Here is a 14,491-nt window from a genome sequence, read left to right as displayed (position 1 = left end):
AGATCTTTCACCGATCTTTACCATATATATGTATAATTTTTGCAAATGTACTCAAAATACTAGTCGAAAATTATAATTGATATTAAATTTTGCACATTTTTGTTATAAAATCACATTTTATTACATTCTCATTTTTAGCATTTTATAAGCACTAATTAGCATTTAACTCCTATTTTATGGTATAATAAACTATAAAGAGACTATTCATTATTATTTAAATTGAAAAAAAATGTCTCACCTTAGCGATGAGACAGTATTCTTTGTAAAATATATTTTTTAATTAATAAGCATAAAATTCAATCCCTTCAAAAACATATCCTGCATAATATCCTTGAATTCTTGTATAGTAATGCTCTTTCCCATTGTAATATCTATAAATAGGAACTGTATTAGGCTCCTGAGTAGGAAAAGCATTAAATTCTATTCCTTCGTCTACATAACCTGGATAGTATCCCGGAATCTTTGTATAATAGTGATCTTTTCCATTATAATATCTATAAATTGGAATCGTATTAGGAGCTTTATACAAGAATGCATTAAATTCTATTCCTTCGAAAGAATATCCACTATAACTTCCTGCAATTTTTGTGTAATAGTGATCCAATCCATTATAATATCTGTAAATAGGAATCGTCTTAAATTCAAGATAAACTTTATTGTCAATCAAATATTGATCTACATATGCTTTAAGCTGTGCTTTTTTAGCAGGATCTTTTACTAAATCATAAATAATAATCAATCCATTATTTCCAAAATCTACCAAAACAGAATTACTCGCATTAGAACTTCCCTGCCAGTTGGAAATGTTAACTTTAGGATTAGATTGGTCTAGGTTCAGGTCTCCCACCAAACCTTTTGAAGGGTCACCTCCTCTGGTTTTATAAGATAATTTTTTAGAATAATTCATGTGATATTCAGAAGTGTTTACGTCATTATCTACATTCACACCAAAAATATCCAACATTCCTGCCTTTATGCCAATTCTTGCTGCCTTGTCACGAGTCTGACTTGTTGTTTCAGCCTGGAATAAAATATCAAGTTTTGCCCCTGTATAAATATCGATCATCACGTGAGTTCCATAATCCTGTACAATCTGTTGCGGAGTTTTTGTTTGTAAATCCTGAGCAAATTCCGGAGTTACATAATCACCTAACATATCCGTTGTTGCATTGAATCTTAATCTCTTTTGTTTAATTGTTAAATTATAACTTCCGTAAATATATTTAGCATCAAACTTATTGTTTGTTGTCACTGCAGAGCCAAACCCTACAGAAAGTATTTTTTTAAATAATGGAAATTTAACTGTTGCATCTACTTTGGTTGAAACCATTTTAGAATAAGCCTCTGCATTTTCACCATAGTCTTCGGAATATTCCTGTGAATAAGTATTTTCGCTGATAAGTCTGTTTGCCTGCTCCGTTTTAAATCTATCAATATCGACTACTTTGAATCCTGCAGCAGTCGCATTGGCATATTCACCAGTCACATTATATCCGTGTCCTAAAACGTCATAAAGGCCGTCTCCTGCAAATTTAGCAGCTGATAAGCGATTGGTTTTTCCCGGGTTGTCAGGTGTGGAAACTTCATTGTTTAGTTCATCGGTAGAACATGAAGCCATAAATAGCATTAGTAGACTGCTAATACAGAATACAATTTGTTTTCTCATGGTATTGTCTTTTTTAATACACGGCAAATATAAAAATTTTAAATCAAATATTTCATCATTAAGGGAATTTAATAAGCCGTTAAATATCCATTAATAATAAATTTAACGTTCACTAAATAAAGAATTAATAATTAATAAATCTCTATTCGATGAAATATATTATATTTGCATTTTTAAATTAATAACTATGTACAAAATTTTAAAAGTCTCCGCATTGACATTATTAACAATGAGTATAGTATCTTGTTCAAGAGAAACCGACTCATTAACAGAGCAGACCTCCGTAAAAAATGCCAGAAATAGTAATATTCAGGAGAGAATTTCATTGACAAAGACCGAGGTACTTGCTGAAAGTTACAGAATGTCAATCCTTAATGTCGGGCAATCATTAGTTTTAAAGTATGGAAATGTAAACTTACATCTAGATCTTCAAACCGATTCTAACCTGGTACTTTACGCAAGTCCTATAAATTACTGGGGACCGGCGCCTTATCCTGTAAAATGGGCATCCAATACATATTTAGGTAATGGCGTTGCTCAACCTCTTTTAATCGCACAAACCGATGGTAATTTAGTATTATACAAAGCACATCCCACTGTTCCAGGAAATGCTATATGGTCAACAAATACCTATTCCGGAACCGTTTCAAATCCTAGATTTAAACTTCAAATCATAAAAAAAACGCACGCAATAAATGGTACCCGCTATTATGCAACTTTTATTCTTGAAGGAAATGATTCTGAAAGACACGAAATTGCCGTAGAAGACATTACAAATATCTATTAAATAAAAATTTTTCAACATAAAAAAACTATCTGAAAACAGATAGTTTTTTTTATACATTTCTTACATAATCAAGTGAAACAATTTATTTTTCAAGTTACTTTAAGTAAATTTGCACCAAAATTTAAATTGAAAATGGAGAAAGTAAGAGTACGTTTTGCTCCAAGTCCTACAGGACCTTTACATTTGGGAGGCGTAAGAACCGCATTATATGATTATCTTTTTGCAAAAAATCAAGGTGGAGAATTTGTATTGAGGATTGAAGATACAGATACTGCAAGATATGTAGAAGGAGCTGAAGAATATATTGAAGAAGCTTTAGAATGGTGCGGAATCATTCCTGATGAAAGTCCTAAGAAAGGAGGGAAATTCGCTCCTTACAGACAGTCTGAAAGAAGAGATATCTATGACCGATATACGGAACAAATCTTAAAAACAGATTATGCTTATATCGCTTTCGATACAGCAGAAGAACTGGATGCTATGCGTGCAGAATTCGAGGCTAAAGGTGATGTTTTCTCCTATGATAACAAAACGAGAAACCGTTTAAGAAATAGCCTTGCCCTTTCTGAAGAAGAGGTTCAAAAGTTATTAGCAGAAAAAACGCCATATGTCGTAAGATTCAAAATGCCTGTTGACAGAGTATTAAATCTTGAAGACATCATCCGTGGAAAGTTTTCAGTAAACACCAACACTTTAGATGATAAAGTTTTAGTAAAAAATGATGGTATGCCAACGTATCATTTTGCCAATATCATCGATGACCACGAAATGGAAATTTCCCATGTTATCCGCGGAGAAGAATGGCTGCCATCTTTAGGTTTACACACTCTATTATATGAAGCAATGGGTTGGGAAGCTCCACAATTTGCTCACCTTTCTTTGATTCTAAAACCTGAAGGAAAAGGAAAACTAAGCAAAAGAGATGGGGATAAATTCGGATTCCCCGTATTCCCGCTTGACTTCAAAGATCCTGCAACAGGAGTAGTTTCTAAAGGATATAGAGAAAACGGTTATCTTCCTGATGCCTTCATTAATATGGTTGCATTATTAGGATGGTCTCCTGCTGATGATAAAGAAATCCTTCCTTTAGAAGAAATGATCAAGGAATTTGATCTTCATAAAGTACACAAAGCGGGTGCCAGATTCAGCAAAGAAAAATCGGAATGGTTCAACCACCAATATATCCAAATGAAATCTGATGAAGAACTTCTTCAGCTTCTTAAAAATACAGATCTTGACCTTTCCAGTGTTTCTGATGAAAAACGATTAAGAGTGATTCATCTGATGAAAGAAAGAGCTACTTTCCCTAAAGATATTTATGAAAACGGAAAATTCTTCTTTGAAGCTCCAACTTCCTATGATGAAAAAGCATCTAAAAAAGCATGGAATGAAGAAACAGCTGCAATTTTAGGAGAATTGACCACAACGCTTGAATCTGCAGACTTTACTGCTGAAGCATTGAAACAAACCGTTCACGATTTTGCCGAAAACAAAGGTTTGGGAATGGGTAAAGTGATGATGCCTTTACGTTTATCCTTGGTAGGAGAATTGAAAGGACCGGATGTACCTGATATTTTGGAAATCCTTGGAAAAGAGGAAAGTATCTCCAGAATAAACAATGCTATTAATAATTTTAAATAGGTTAACATAATTTTTCATACATTTGAAAGATTTAATTTACTTCAAGAAATGGAATATTTAAGTTTCGAACTTCCTATCAAAGAATTGATGGATCAATACCAGACGTGTTCTTTAGTAGGAGAAGAAAGTGGTGTTGATGTAAAATTAGCATGCAGCCAGATTGAGGATAAGATTTTAGAAAAGAAAAAAGAAATCTATGGAAATCTTACACCTTGGCAAAGAGTACAACTGTCCCGTCACCCGGATCGTCCATATACATTGGACTACATCAACGGAATGGCAGACAAAGGCAGTTTCTTAGAACTTCATGGAGACAGAAATTTCGCTGATGATCCGGCAATGATTGGAGGATTGATTACCCTTGATGGTCAAAAACTAATGATCATCGGGACTCAAAAAGGAAGAACGACCAAAGAAAGACAGCATAGAAGATTTGGAATGCCAAATCCGGAAGGATACAGAAAAGCTTTAAGATTGATGAAGCTTGCTGAAAAATTCAATATCCCTGTAGTAACTTTAGTAGATACACCGGGAGCATACCCAGGATTGGAAGCTGAAGAAAGAGGGCAAGGTGAAGCCATTGCAAGAAATATTTTTGAAATGGTTCAGCTTAAAACTCCTATTTTCACTTATATCATTGGAGAAGGTGCAAGTGGAGGAGCCCTAGGAATAGGTGTAGGGAACAAAGTATACATGTTGGAGAATACATGGTACACTGTAATCGCACCGGAAAGCTGCTCTTCTATCTTATGGAGAAACTGGGATCACAAAGAAGATGCAGCTAATGCATTAAATCTTACTCCACAAGATGCTTTAAGAGAAAAGTTTATTGACGGAATCATTGAAGAACCGCTTGGAGGTGCTCAGTACGATCCGGAAACAACTTATTTAAACTTAAAAAATTCTATTTTGCAAAATATCAAAGCTTTCTCCAAATTTACAGGACAAGAGCTTGAAACCCAGAGACAGGATAAATTCATTGCAATGGGGCAATATAAAGGATAAAAAAATAAAAAGGTTAAGAAAAATTTCTTAACCTTTTTTTAAACTTTTAATTTGAATATAGCAGTTGTAAACTAGCCAAATACCCTTTTCTGGAAATAATTTCAGCTTCTTTGTCTTTGAAAAAGAAATACTGATAATCCGGGTTTTCTTTTTTTAGTTGATCAAATTTTTTCTCACTAACACTTTTCCCATTGAAGTAATAATAATCCGGAGGTCTTTCCGGCATAATAGCTATACCTCCTAGATATGAATGCTGAGAATCAATCCGAAATTCTTTTCCGTTGATTGGTTCATTTTTAGAAAAAATAATTGAAGTATTTTCATAAATGTCACCATTTACTAAAGTGGTAGTTTTTCTATTAGGATTTTTATACGTTTCACTATTTAATTTTTCAAAATCAAAGTATAAAACGTTCTTCCTATTAATTAACTCATTGGGTATCTCTAAGGCAAAATTTCCATTTTCATCTGTGATTGTTTTAATATACTTTGATCTATTGATAAAGAAAACTTCAGCATTGGGAATCTCTTTTTTTGTTAGTTTAAAAATAAGTTTTCCCGATACTTTGGTAACATCTGTTGATTTTTGTTCAATAGCAATTCCAACAGTACTTTGAGTTTGAGCCTTAGTAAAAGTAAGATTTGTGATTAAGATAATTCCTGTAGCGGCTAATGCTAGTGATCTTGTTGAAATTCTTCCGCAGATTTCTTTTCCATTAGCTTTTTTTAAGATATCCTGAATTTGCTCTTCTGTTTTATCTGTAAAATCTATAACAGATTTAGAACATTTTTCACAAAATTTTCCTTCAACAGAATGTTGCATATCTTCCCAACTTTCAGGACAGGGGGTGTGGACTTTAATCCGATCATTCATGTTTTTTAATAAATTTACTGTTAAGCTTATTTTGTCCTTTTGGAATTCCCATTCCCAAAATTTCTGATGTTCTTTTGATGATTAAATATAAATAATTTTTCTAAACATAATGAATTATTCTGAGAAATTAATTGAGCAATACGAAGAACGTATCAAAGAGCTGAAACAGCAAGTAGAATTTTGGAAAAACAAAGCTGAAAGCAAGAAATAATAAAAAGGCTGTCCATTTTAAGGACAGCCTTTTTTACTTCAGTTTTCTTCTATTTTAATCAGCAATATTGAGGGCAATTTCAATATCCTGAGTAATTTTCTTTAATGAGGAATATTTTGCATCACATACCATCGTTGTCAGCACATACTCGCCTTTATCTATCAAAATAAAATTTTCCCCTTTTGCGGGAACACTTAAATTATAATACTTTTTACCATTAATTTTTACAATCAGATTACAGTTTGACCTGTTTTTAATATTAACATACGCTTCATTTTTGTTAATATCAGTACTAAAAAGATGGGTAAGCATAGCCGCTCTTCTTTTATTGTCTTCGCTAGGCTCAGAAGCAGCAGATGTTCCGGCACTTTTCGTCGATCCTGTAGAAGCGTAGGTTGTTCTTCTCTCCTCTTTTAAAGCGTTGATTGCATCATTTATTTTATCCGCATTCTTATTATTGGTAGTTGCAGTTTTATTTGCTGCTATTACTTTACCACTATTCAGTTCGTTATTTTTAACGATATTTTCAATTTTTTCTTTACTGATTGGCTTAATTGTAGGTTTGGCTTCGGGAGAATTATCTGCCATAATAATCTCCATTAATCTTTTTTTGAAGTGATCTGTTTTGGCATGTCCCGGGTTCTGCTTAATAAATCCTGCGATAACTCTAGCCTCTTTTGAAGTTTCAGCTTCCTGTTCTGTATAGATAATTACCGTTTCTTTTTCTACAACAGCCTTCGATTTTGATTTTTTCTTTTTTTGAGAAAAACCAAGAGAAAAAATACATACAAATAGAAGAAGGAAGATTTTTTTCATTCATCAAATCTTTAAAATAGTATTAAATATATTAATAACGTGAAAAGTCATTTTTTAGTTTATCATTAAAATCATTATCTTTGCACTGCTCTAAAATTAAGCTAAAAATTAATACTAATCTTAAATAAAAAATAATAGATATTATGTCTTATACACCAGTTGCTGCAGACGTAGCTAAATTAAGAAACCAAACAGGTGCAGGTATGATGGACTGCAAAAAAGCTCTAGTTGAAGCTGAAGGAGACTTCGAAAAAGCGGTAGATATCCTTAGAAAAAAAGGACAAAAAGTTGCTGCTAACAGAGCTGACAGAGAATCTACTGAAGGTGCTGTAATCGCAAGAGTAAACGAAGACAACACTTTAGGTGCTGTTATTTCTTTAAACTGCGAAACTGACTTTGTTGCTAAAAACGAAGCTTTCATTGAGCTTGCTTACGAATTAGCTGAAATGGCAATCACTGCAGCTACTAAAGAAGAACTTTTAGCTACAGATTTCCACGGAATCACTGTTGCTGAAAAATTAGTAGAGCAAACAGGAGTTATCGGTGAAAAAATCGAAATCGGATCTTTCGAAAGAATCCAAGGAGCTTTCTTAGGAGCTTACATCCACGCTGGAAACAAAATCGCTGCAATCACTTCACTTTCTGCTAAAGTAGATGGAGCTGACGAAGCTGCTAAAGCTGTTTCTATGCAGGTTGCTGCGATGAACCCAATCGCACTGGATGAAACTCAGGTTTCTCAGGACACTATTGATAAAGAATTAGAGATCGAAAGAGAACTACTTATCAAAGAAGGTAAGCCGGAAAACATTATCGACAATATCCTTAAAGGTAAAATGCAAAGATTCTACAAAGACAATACATTGGTACACCAATCTTTCATTAAAGATCCTAACGTATCTGTAGCTGACTACGTAAAGTCTGTAAACGGAGACCTAAAAGTAACAGGATTTGTAAGAGTAAGCTTAGCTTAATCATTCTTTCAAAAAATAAAAAAATCCCGATGAAACTCATCGGGATTTTTTTTATGGGAGTCTATGAATATGAACACAACATGAAATGAACTTTAATTAATCAATAAATACACATTCGCAGAATTTTTTCATTAAAAAACTAAGATATTAATACTTATTTTTGCGGCCCTTATAACAACGCATGAAAAAAATTCTACTGATTTTTTGTACTTTTATTGGCCTGTTGGCTAACGCACAATTAGATACTGAACATTGGTTTGCTCCAATGTCTGCAAGCTCTCTTCAAGGCAATACTCCTCCGCAATGTTATCTATATTTGTCCACTAACGAAACTACTCCGTTTTCCGTACAGGTGTCTAATAATAACGCTGTGTTTTCTACTATACAGGTAAGTAAAGGAAATCCTGTAGAACTTATCATTCCGAGCAATTATATGATTGCCTCCACTTTAGGCAACTTATTTACTTCAAATACAATGGGGCTGCATGCAAAAGGCTCTAAAAAATTCTTCGCCAACTTCAGATTTTCAGTTCCTCAACAAGCCGAAATTATTACTTCAAAAGGAATGGCCGGAGTTGGAAAAACTTTTTTCATAGGAACCGCTCCTACGACTTCCCCAAAAGACTATGTAAACTCTACTGTAGGAGTGACAGCTACTGAAGATAATACCACCGTAACGGTATCAGGATATAATCCCAATATTATTTTCGCTGACGGTAGCATAATGGCAACCAGAACATTTACCATTAACAAAGGAAAATCCTATATCCTTGATGTAAATAGTAATATGGGTGGGGTAAATAACAGAAGAGGTCTACTAGGGGCAAAACTTGTTGCCAACAAACCGGTATCAGTAACCAATGGAAACTTCAATGGCCTTTATACCACACAAAATAGCAGTAACGTAGATATATTGATGGATCAAGCTGTACCTACAGACAGATTGGGAAAAGATTTTGTAATGGTAAAAGGAAACGGCCCTAACACTGTAGGAATGGAAAAAGCTTTACTCATTGCAACAGAAAATGGGACTACCTTGAATGTGAATGGAAATCCTGTGTCTGGTGTTAACCTCAATGCGGGAGACTACTATATGATTGAAGCAACAAGCTATATCAACCATGGTAACGGAAATTATAATATGAACATTTCCACCAATAAAAATGTTTATGTGTATCAGCTTCTCGCCGGGGCTTCCGGAAATACGGTTTATCAGACTGGTGGAATGAATTTTATCCCACCATTGAGTTGTTTTTTACCTAAAGCAATTGACGAAATAGGATATATCAACAAAATAGGGAATACTTCTTATGATACTAAACTTAATATCATTACACAAACAGGAGCCGTAGTAACCGTTAATGGAAATACAATTACAGGAGCAGCTCCCGTAAATGGAAACCCCAATTGGGTTACTTATTCTATATCAGGAGTAACCGGAAATATTACGGTAAATTCCACTAAACCGGTTACAGCGGGAATTGCAGCAGGAAGCGGAGCTGTAGGATACGGAGGATATTTTGCAGGATTCTCTTCGGTTCCGGCCATCACTAAAACAGGAGATTGTTATGCAGGAGTTCTTCTTCAGGTAGATAATGATTATGATGCTTATCAATGGTATTTCAATGGTACTTTAATTCCGGGCGCAACTTCATATTCTATTAATCCGGAATTATATGGGCCGGGAACTTATACTTGTTATATTACCAAAAACAATTGTGAATCAAGATATACTTCAGAATATGAATATACTCTGTGTCCACCAATCACAACGACAACTTATGATATAGGATCATGTGGAACAAAAGTAATAAATCCGGTATTTACCAATTCAAGTCAAACGATTGTTCCTACTTCTACCAGTATTATTGTACCTCCAACTCAAGGAAGTGTTTCAATAAACCCAACAACAGGGCAAATCACTTATACACCAAACCCAGGACTTACTGCTAATATTTCTGATACATTTACCTATTATATTCAAGGGAATGGAAATCCGGCTGCATTTGAATATTTTAAAATCAATATAAATACTCACGTGCTCCAGACTCAAAATGCGTCTTTATCATCATGTTCTGCAAACAATGGGTATGGGATATTTGATTTAACTACCGCTAATGTAACCTCGGACACCGGAACCACAATAACATATTTTGCTAATCCAAATTTAACAGGACCAATTGCTAATGCCAGCTCCTATTCCGGGCCTTCAGGTACTGTGTATGCTAATGTGACATCAGTATACGGATGCTCACAAACGGCAGCTATCGCTCTAACACTATTCCCTACTCCCAATATCAATACCAGTAATTTCAATGCCAGTATTTGTGATGATAATTTTGATGGAATAGTAAATGTGAATTTCAACAACGTAACGCCACAAATTGTAAATTCTCCGGTCAACTTTACTGTAAAATATTACCTTAGCCAAGCTGATGCTGCAGCAGGAAATAATAATACTCTTACAACAAACTGGACTTTTACAACCAATACAACGGTATATGTAAGAGTATCTCCAAATTCAGGGGACTGTCCTCCGGCTTTAGGACAAATCAACTTTACAATTGGCAACAAAACACCTTTAATAACAGATTCTGCGAAAGCTGATATTTGTGATAATGATCTTAATGGTTCGGAGATCGCCAATTTAAATGATTATAAACCTTTCTTCACTAATGATCCAAGTGTAATACTGTCGTTCTATATATCTTTAACCGATGCACAAGCCGGCATCAATCCTATCCCTGCATCACAAACGATTATCGGGACAAAAACTTTCTACATAAGATTTCAAAGCAGCAATGATTGTCCTAACATAGGAACTTTAACTCTGGCTATTAAGTCACCTAAAAAGACCAATACACTTCACGATCAGGTTATTTGTTCAACTGAAAAAGTCGTTTTAGATGCTGGTCCAGGCTTCTCATCTTATTCATGGAGTACCGGAGCAAATACTCAAACCGTTACCGTAGGAGCAGGAACCTATTATGTAGATCTGGGCTTCAATGGATGTAAATATCGTCAATATGTAAATGTAACCCCTGCACAAGCTCCTACCATTACAAGAATAGATGTTACAGGATCTACTGCAACAGTGTATGTAACCGGAGGAACTGCTCCTTACCAATATTCCTTGGATGGTATTAATTATCAAACCTCAAACATTTTCACAGGATTATCCAGGGGAATACATACTGCATATGTATTGGGATCAGATGGATGCCGCCCTGTGATTAAGGAGTTTTTAATCATTAACCTTATCAATACCATTACACCCAACGGAGACGGCATTAATGATGTACTCAACTATTCCGAATTAAGAATAAAGCAAAATGTTGTCATAGAAGTAGCAGACCGATATGGTGTACAAGTGTATAAGTCTTCAGATAAAAACTATATCTGGGATGGAAAAGCTAGTGGAAGAAGCCTTCCGACAGGAACTTATTGGTATGTAATACGATGGATTGAGCCAGACACTCAATTACCAGTTTCGCACTCAGGATGGCTTTTAATTAAGAACAGAGAATAACTTCTTTCCATTTATTTGTTTTTTTTTAATGATATTTGTTTTTTTAGCCTATTTTTGTAGAAATCCTAATTCCTTACGTATGAAAAGATTTCTACTCAGTTTGGTATTAATTTTTTTGACAATTAATACCCTCTTTGCTCAAAGGGATACCGAGCACTGGTTCGCTCCAATGGCTGCTAATTCATCAGTTTTAAATAGCCCTAAACAAGCTTTATATTTTTCTACAGATTCCACAATTCCTTTTCCTGTAGAGATATATAGTGACAATGCACTTTTAGGAACGGTTACCATCAGTAAGGGTAATCCACAAACCTACGCAATTGAAACGGCCAAAATGATCACCACTACACCGGCTGAAAAATTTGCAACAGTTGGTAAAGGACTTTATACTAAAGGTGAAAAACCTTATTTTGTAACATTTAGATTCAGTGTGACAAGCCACGGAGAGATATTAACTTCTAAAGGTAAAGCCGGCATTGGAAAGAAATTCTATGCTGCAGCTTCTCCAATGACAGGACAAAATATCAGCTATTTAAATTTCACAACCGGAATTCTTGCCACAGAAGATAATACACATATAACGGTTTCAGGTTATAATCCCGGCGTTCAGTTTTCTAACGGAACCACCGGAACCACAATCCCTACAATGAATATTACCCTCAACAAAGGTAAAGCTTATATCATTGAAGGACTTCAAAATTTAGGTAATAATGCCAGTGGATTCATTGGTGCCAAAATAGAATCAGACAAACCCATATCTGTTACTAACGGAAACTTCAATGGTCAATTTGCTTTACCTACAGCCAAAGGAAGTGACGGAACGGATATTGTGATGGATCAATCTGTGCCTACAGACAGACTGGGAAATGAGTTTGTTCTTGTAAAAGGAAACGGAGGTATTACCGATGGAGATGAAGATGCATTGGTGATTGCAACAGAAAATAATACCCAAGTATATGTTAACGACGGAACTACTCCAATCGCTACACTTAATGAAGGACAATGGGTTCGTATTAACGAAGGGCCAAATGGTACATTTGTCAACAAATATATCGATCAGGGAAGCGGGCATTATAATATGTATATCAAGACATCAAAAAATGCCTATGTATATCAGCTTTTAGCAGGGATTAGTAATTATACAGCAACAGAGGGATATAATTATATTCCCCCATTGAACTGTTTCCTACCAAGAAAAATTGATGAAATCGGTTTTATCAATGATCTTCCTGAAACTTTTTCCAGCGGAACTAAAAATGTAAAATTAAATATCCTTACAGAAACCGGAGCCACTATTAATGTAAATGGAGCTCCGCTTCCGACTACACAAGGGCCTTATCCTGTTACAGGAACTACAGCATGGGTCTCTTATTCCGTTCCCAATATAACAGGTAATGTGACTGTTACCTCTACAAAAGCTGTTACTGCCGGTATTGCGGGAGGAAGTGGCGCTGTAGGTTATGGCGGCTATTTTGCAGGATTTTCTTCTATTCCCGTTATTGCCAAACAAACTGGGGAATGCGTTCCGGGAATCATCCTTGAATTAAATGACGGCTATGAAACTTACCAATGGTTCCGCGACGGAGTAGCTATTTCAGGAGCAACATCCAACACCTATACACCTACACAATCCGGAAACTATACAGTAAAAGTAACAATGGGAACATGTCCTCCTGTGACCACTCCTATTTACAAAGTACAAACATGCTTAAAATTGACAACACAAAAACTTAATGCATGTTCTACGAAAATAATTACACCGGCATTTACCTCTTCAACACAAACTCCGGTTCCAAGCACAGTAACGATCATCACACCTCCTACTAAAGGAACAGCAACCATAAATGCGAACGGATCAATCACTTACAACCCTAATCCGGGGTATCTGGGTCCGGATAAGATCGTATATAAATTCTGTGGTAATAACCCTGACTTTACAGATTGTGAACAGGTAACCTTAGAACTTACCGTAGTTCCTTTCACAATAAAAGATGCTAAGATCAACGCGTGTTGGTATGATGTTGATCCTTATGCGTATTTTGATCTTACAACGGCAAATGTGACCGACTATGCTTCCGTGGTGAAAAAATACTACCGTACTTTAAACGACTTGAGTATGGGAGTCAATGAAATAACAACTCCTAAAAACTTTCCATCAACAGGAGGAACTGTTTATGTAAAAGTAACAACTACTGAAGGCTGTACCGCCAATGCCAAAATAGAATTGGTACCATTGCCTATTAGAAAATCTCCGATTTTGGTAGATCAGTATATCTGCATGGATGCTAAAACGGATCTGGATGCAGGCTCAGGATATGATTCTTATGAATGGAATACCGGAGCAAAGACTTCCGGAATCAGAAATGTAGGTGTAGGTGAATATTTTGTGATTCTTGGTAAAAACGGATGCTTCCTGAAGCAGACCGTTAAAGTTAAAAAAGTAGAAGATCCTGTCATTGAAAAAATTGAAATCAGCAACAATACTGCTACAGTAATTGCTGCCGGAGGTAAAACACCATACAAATATGCTGTAGACGGAACGGCTAATTGGCAAGATTCTAATGTCTTTACAGGCTTAACGAGAGGCCAACATAAATTCTATGTAAAAGATTTTTACGATTGTAATCCGATTGGCGTAGAAGTTACAGTGCCTAATTTGGTGAACGCTATCACTCCTAACGGAGATAATGTAAATGATTATATAGATTACAGCGAGTTAGGATATAAAGAAAACCTTTCTTTTGTGGTATACGATAGATATGGTAATAAAGTATTTACCGGAAATAAATTCAATAATTACAAGTGGGACGGAAGGCACTTTGATAAAAAACTTGAAACCGGGACATATTGGTACCATATTAATTGGAATGAGCCAAATAAAGAAAAAACTCCAATAAAATACACAGGTTGGATTCTTGTAAAAAACAGAGATTAACCTATTTCATGCATATTTTATAAGCCACGATTACCCAATCGTGGTTTGTTTTATTA

The 14,491-nt window shown here is 35.1% G+C and carries 9 protein-coding genes; 6 read left to right on the top strand and 3 right to left on the bottom strand.

Annotated features, from left to right (window positions below; all coding sequences use genetic code 11):
• Positions 1-280: 280 nt before the first annotated feature.
• Positions 281-1,666, bottom strand: a complete 1,386-nt coding sequence (locus tag CW752_RS07920) for an MAC/perforin domain-containing protein (RefSeq protein WP_101239205.1) — start codon at positions 1,664-1,666, stop codon at positions 281-283.
• A 187-nt stretch (positions 1,667-1,853) separates the two neighbouring features.
• Here CW752_RS07920 and CW752_RS07915 point away from each other — a divergent pair, with 187 nt between their 5' ends.
• From CW752_RS07915 to CW752_RS07905, 3 genes are all read left to right on the top strand, one after another.
• Entirely contained in the window at positions 1,854-2,453 is a 600-nt protein-coding gene (locus tag CW752_RS07915; protein ID WP_101239204.1) for a hypothetical protein, read from the top strand.
• 132 nt (positions 2,454-2,585) lie between these two features.
• The gene (gene gltX, locus CW752_RS07910; protein ID WP_101239203.1) at positions 2,586-4,094 is read left to right on the top strand and encodes a glutamate--tRNA ligase; all 1,509 of its coding nucleotides are present in this window, start codon (positions 2,586-2,588) and stop codon (positions 4,092-4,094) included.
• Between the two features lie 48 nt (positions 4,095-4,142).
• The gene (locus tag CW752_RS07905; RefSeq protein ID WP_101239202.1) at positions 4,143-5,099 is read left to right on the top strand and encodes an acetyl-CoA carboxylase carboxyltransferase subunit alpha; all 957 of its coding nucleotides are present in this window, start codon (positions 4,143-4,145) and stop codon (positions 5,097-5,099) included.
• Between the two features lie 46 nt (positions 5,100-5,145).
• Here the strand turns inward: CW752_RS07905 and CW752_RS07900 are convergent, their stop codons facing one another.
• Positions 5,146-5,973, bottom strand: coding sequence for a hypothetical protein (locus CW752_RS07900; protein WP_101239201.1), 828 nt, complete (start codon positions 5,971-5,973; stop codon positions 5,146-5,148).
• Positions 5,974-6,238: 265 nt separating this feature from the next.
• Positions 6,239-7,000, bottom strand: a complete 762-nt coding sequence (locus CW752_RS07895) for a DUF6759 domain-containing protein (RefSeq protein ID WP_101239200.1) — start codon at positions 6,998-7,000, stop codon at positions 6,239-6,241.
• A 143-nt stretch (positions 7,001-7,143) separates the two neighbouring features.
• Here CW752_RS07895 and tsf point away from each other — a divergent pair, with 143 nt between their 5' ends.
• The 3 genes from tsf (at position 7,144) to CW752_RS07880 (ending at position 14,435) form a co-directional block, all read left to right on the top strand.
• Positions 7,144-7,971 carry a translation elongation factor Ts gene (gene tsf, locus CW752_RS07890; protein ID WP_101239199.1) on the top strand — a complete coding sequence of 276 codons (828 nt, stop codon included), beginning with the start codon at positions 7,144-7,146 and terminating at the stop codon, positions 7,969-7,971.
• A gap of 181 nt (positions 7,972-8,152) precedes the next feature.
• Positions 8,153-11,500, top strand: coding sequence for a T9SS type B sorting domain-containing protein (locus CW752_RS07885; RefSeq protein ID WP_101239198.1), 3,348 nt, complete (start codon positions 8,153-8,155; stop codon positions 11,498-11,500).
• Positions 11,501-11,579: 79 nt separating this feature from the next.
• Positions 11,580-14,435 carry a gliding motility-associated C-terminal domain-containing protein gene (locus CW752_RS07880; RefSeq protein WP_101239197.1) on the top strand — a complete coding sequence of 952 codons (2,856 nt, stop codon included), beginning with the start codon at positions 11,580-11,582 and terminating at the stop codon, positions 14,433-14,435.
• Positions 14,436-14,491 lie beyond the last annotated feature (56 nt).

This window comes from Chryseobacterium sp. PMSZPI (genome assembly GCF_002835665.1).
In the GTDB taxonomy this organism is placed as follows: Bacteria; Bacteroidota; Bacteroidia; order Flavobacteriales; family Weeksellaceae; genus Chryseobacterium.
The sequence above is the reverse complement of the archived record's forward strand: the minus strand, read 5'-3'. Positions and strand labels throughout refer to the sequence as shown.

What these genes read in the sequence shown, in the direction of transcription:
- CW752_RS07920 (WP_101239205.1), bottom strand. Translation starts at nt 1,666, where the DNA reads ATGAGAAAACAAATTGTATTCTGTATTAGCAGTCTACTAATGCTATTT.
- CW752_RS07915 (WP_101239204.1), top strand. Translation starts at nt 1,854, where the DNA reads ATGTACAAAATTTTAAAAGTCTCCGCATTGACATTATTAACAATGAGT.
- gltX (WP_101239203.1), top strand. Translation starts at nt 2,586, where the DNA reads ATGGAGAAAGTAAGAGTACGTTTTGCTCCAAGTCCTACAGGACCTTTA.
- CW752_RS07905 (WP_101239202.1), top strand. Translation starts at nt 4,143, where the DNA reads ATGGAATATTTAAGTTTCGAACTTCCTATCAAAGAATTGATGGATCAA.
- CW752_RS07900 (WP_101239201.1), bottom strand. Translation starts at nt 5,973, where the DNA reads ATGAATGATCGGATTAAAGTCCACACCCCCTGTCCTGAAAGTTGGGAA.
- CW752_RS07895 (WP_101239200.1), bottom strand. Translation starts at nt 7,000, where the DNA reads ATGAAAAAAATCTTCCTTCTTCTATTTGTATGTATTTTTTCTCTTGGT.
- tsf (WP_101239199.1), top strand. Translation starts at nt 7,144, where the DNA reads ATGTCTTATACACCAGTTGCTGCAGACGTAGCTAAATTAAGAAACCAA.
- CW752_RS07885 (WP_101239198.1), top strand. Translation starts at nt 8,153, where the DNA reads ATGAAAAAAATTCTACTGATTTTTTGTACTTTTATTGGCCTGTTGGCT.
- CW752_RS07880 (WP_101239197.1), top strand. Translation starts at nt 11,580, where the DNA reads ATGAAAAGATTTCTACTCAGTTTGGTATTAATTTTTTTGACAATTAAT.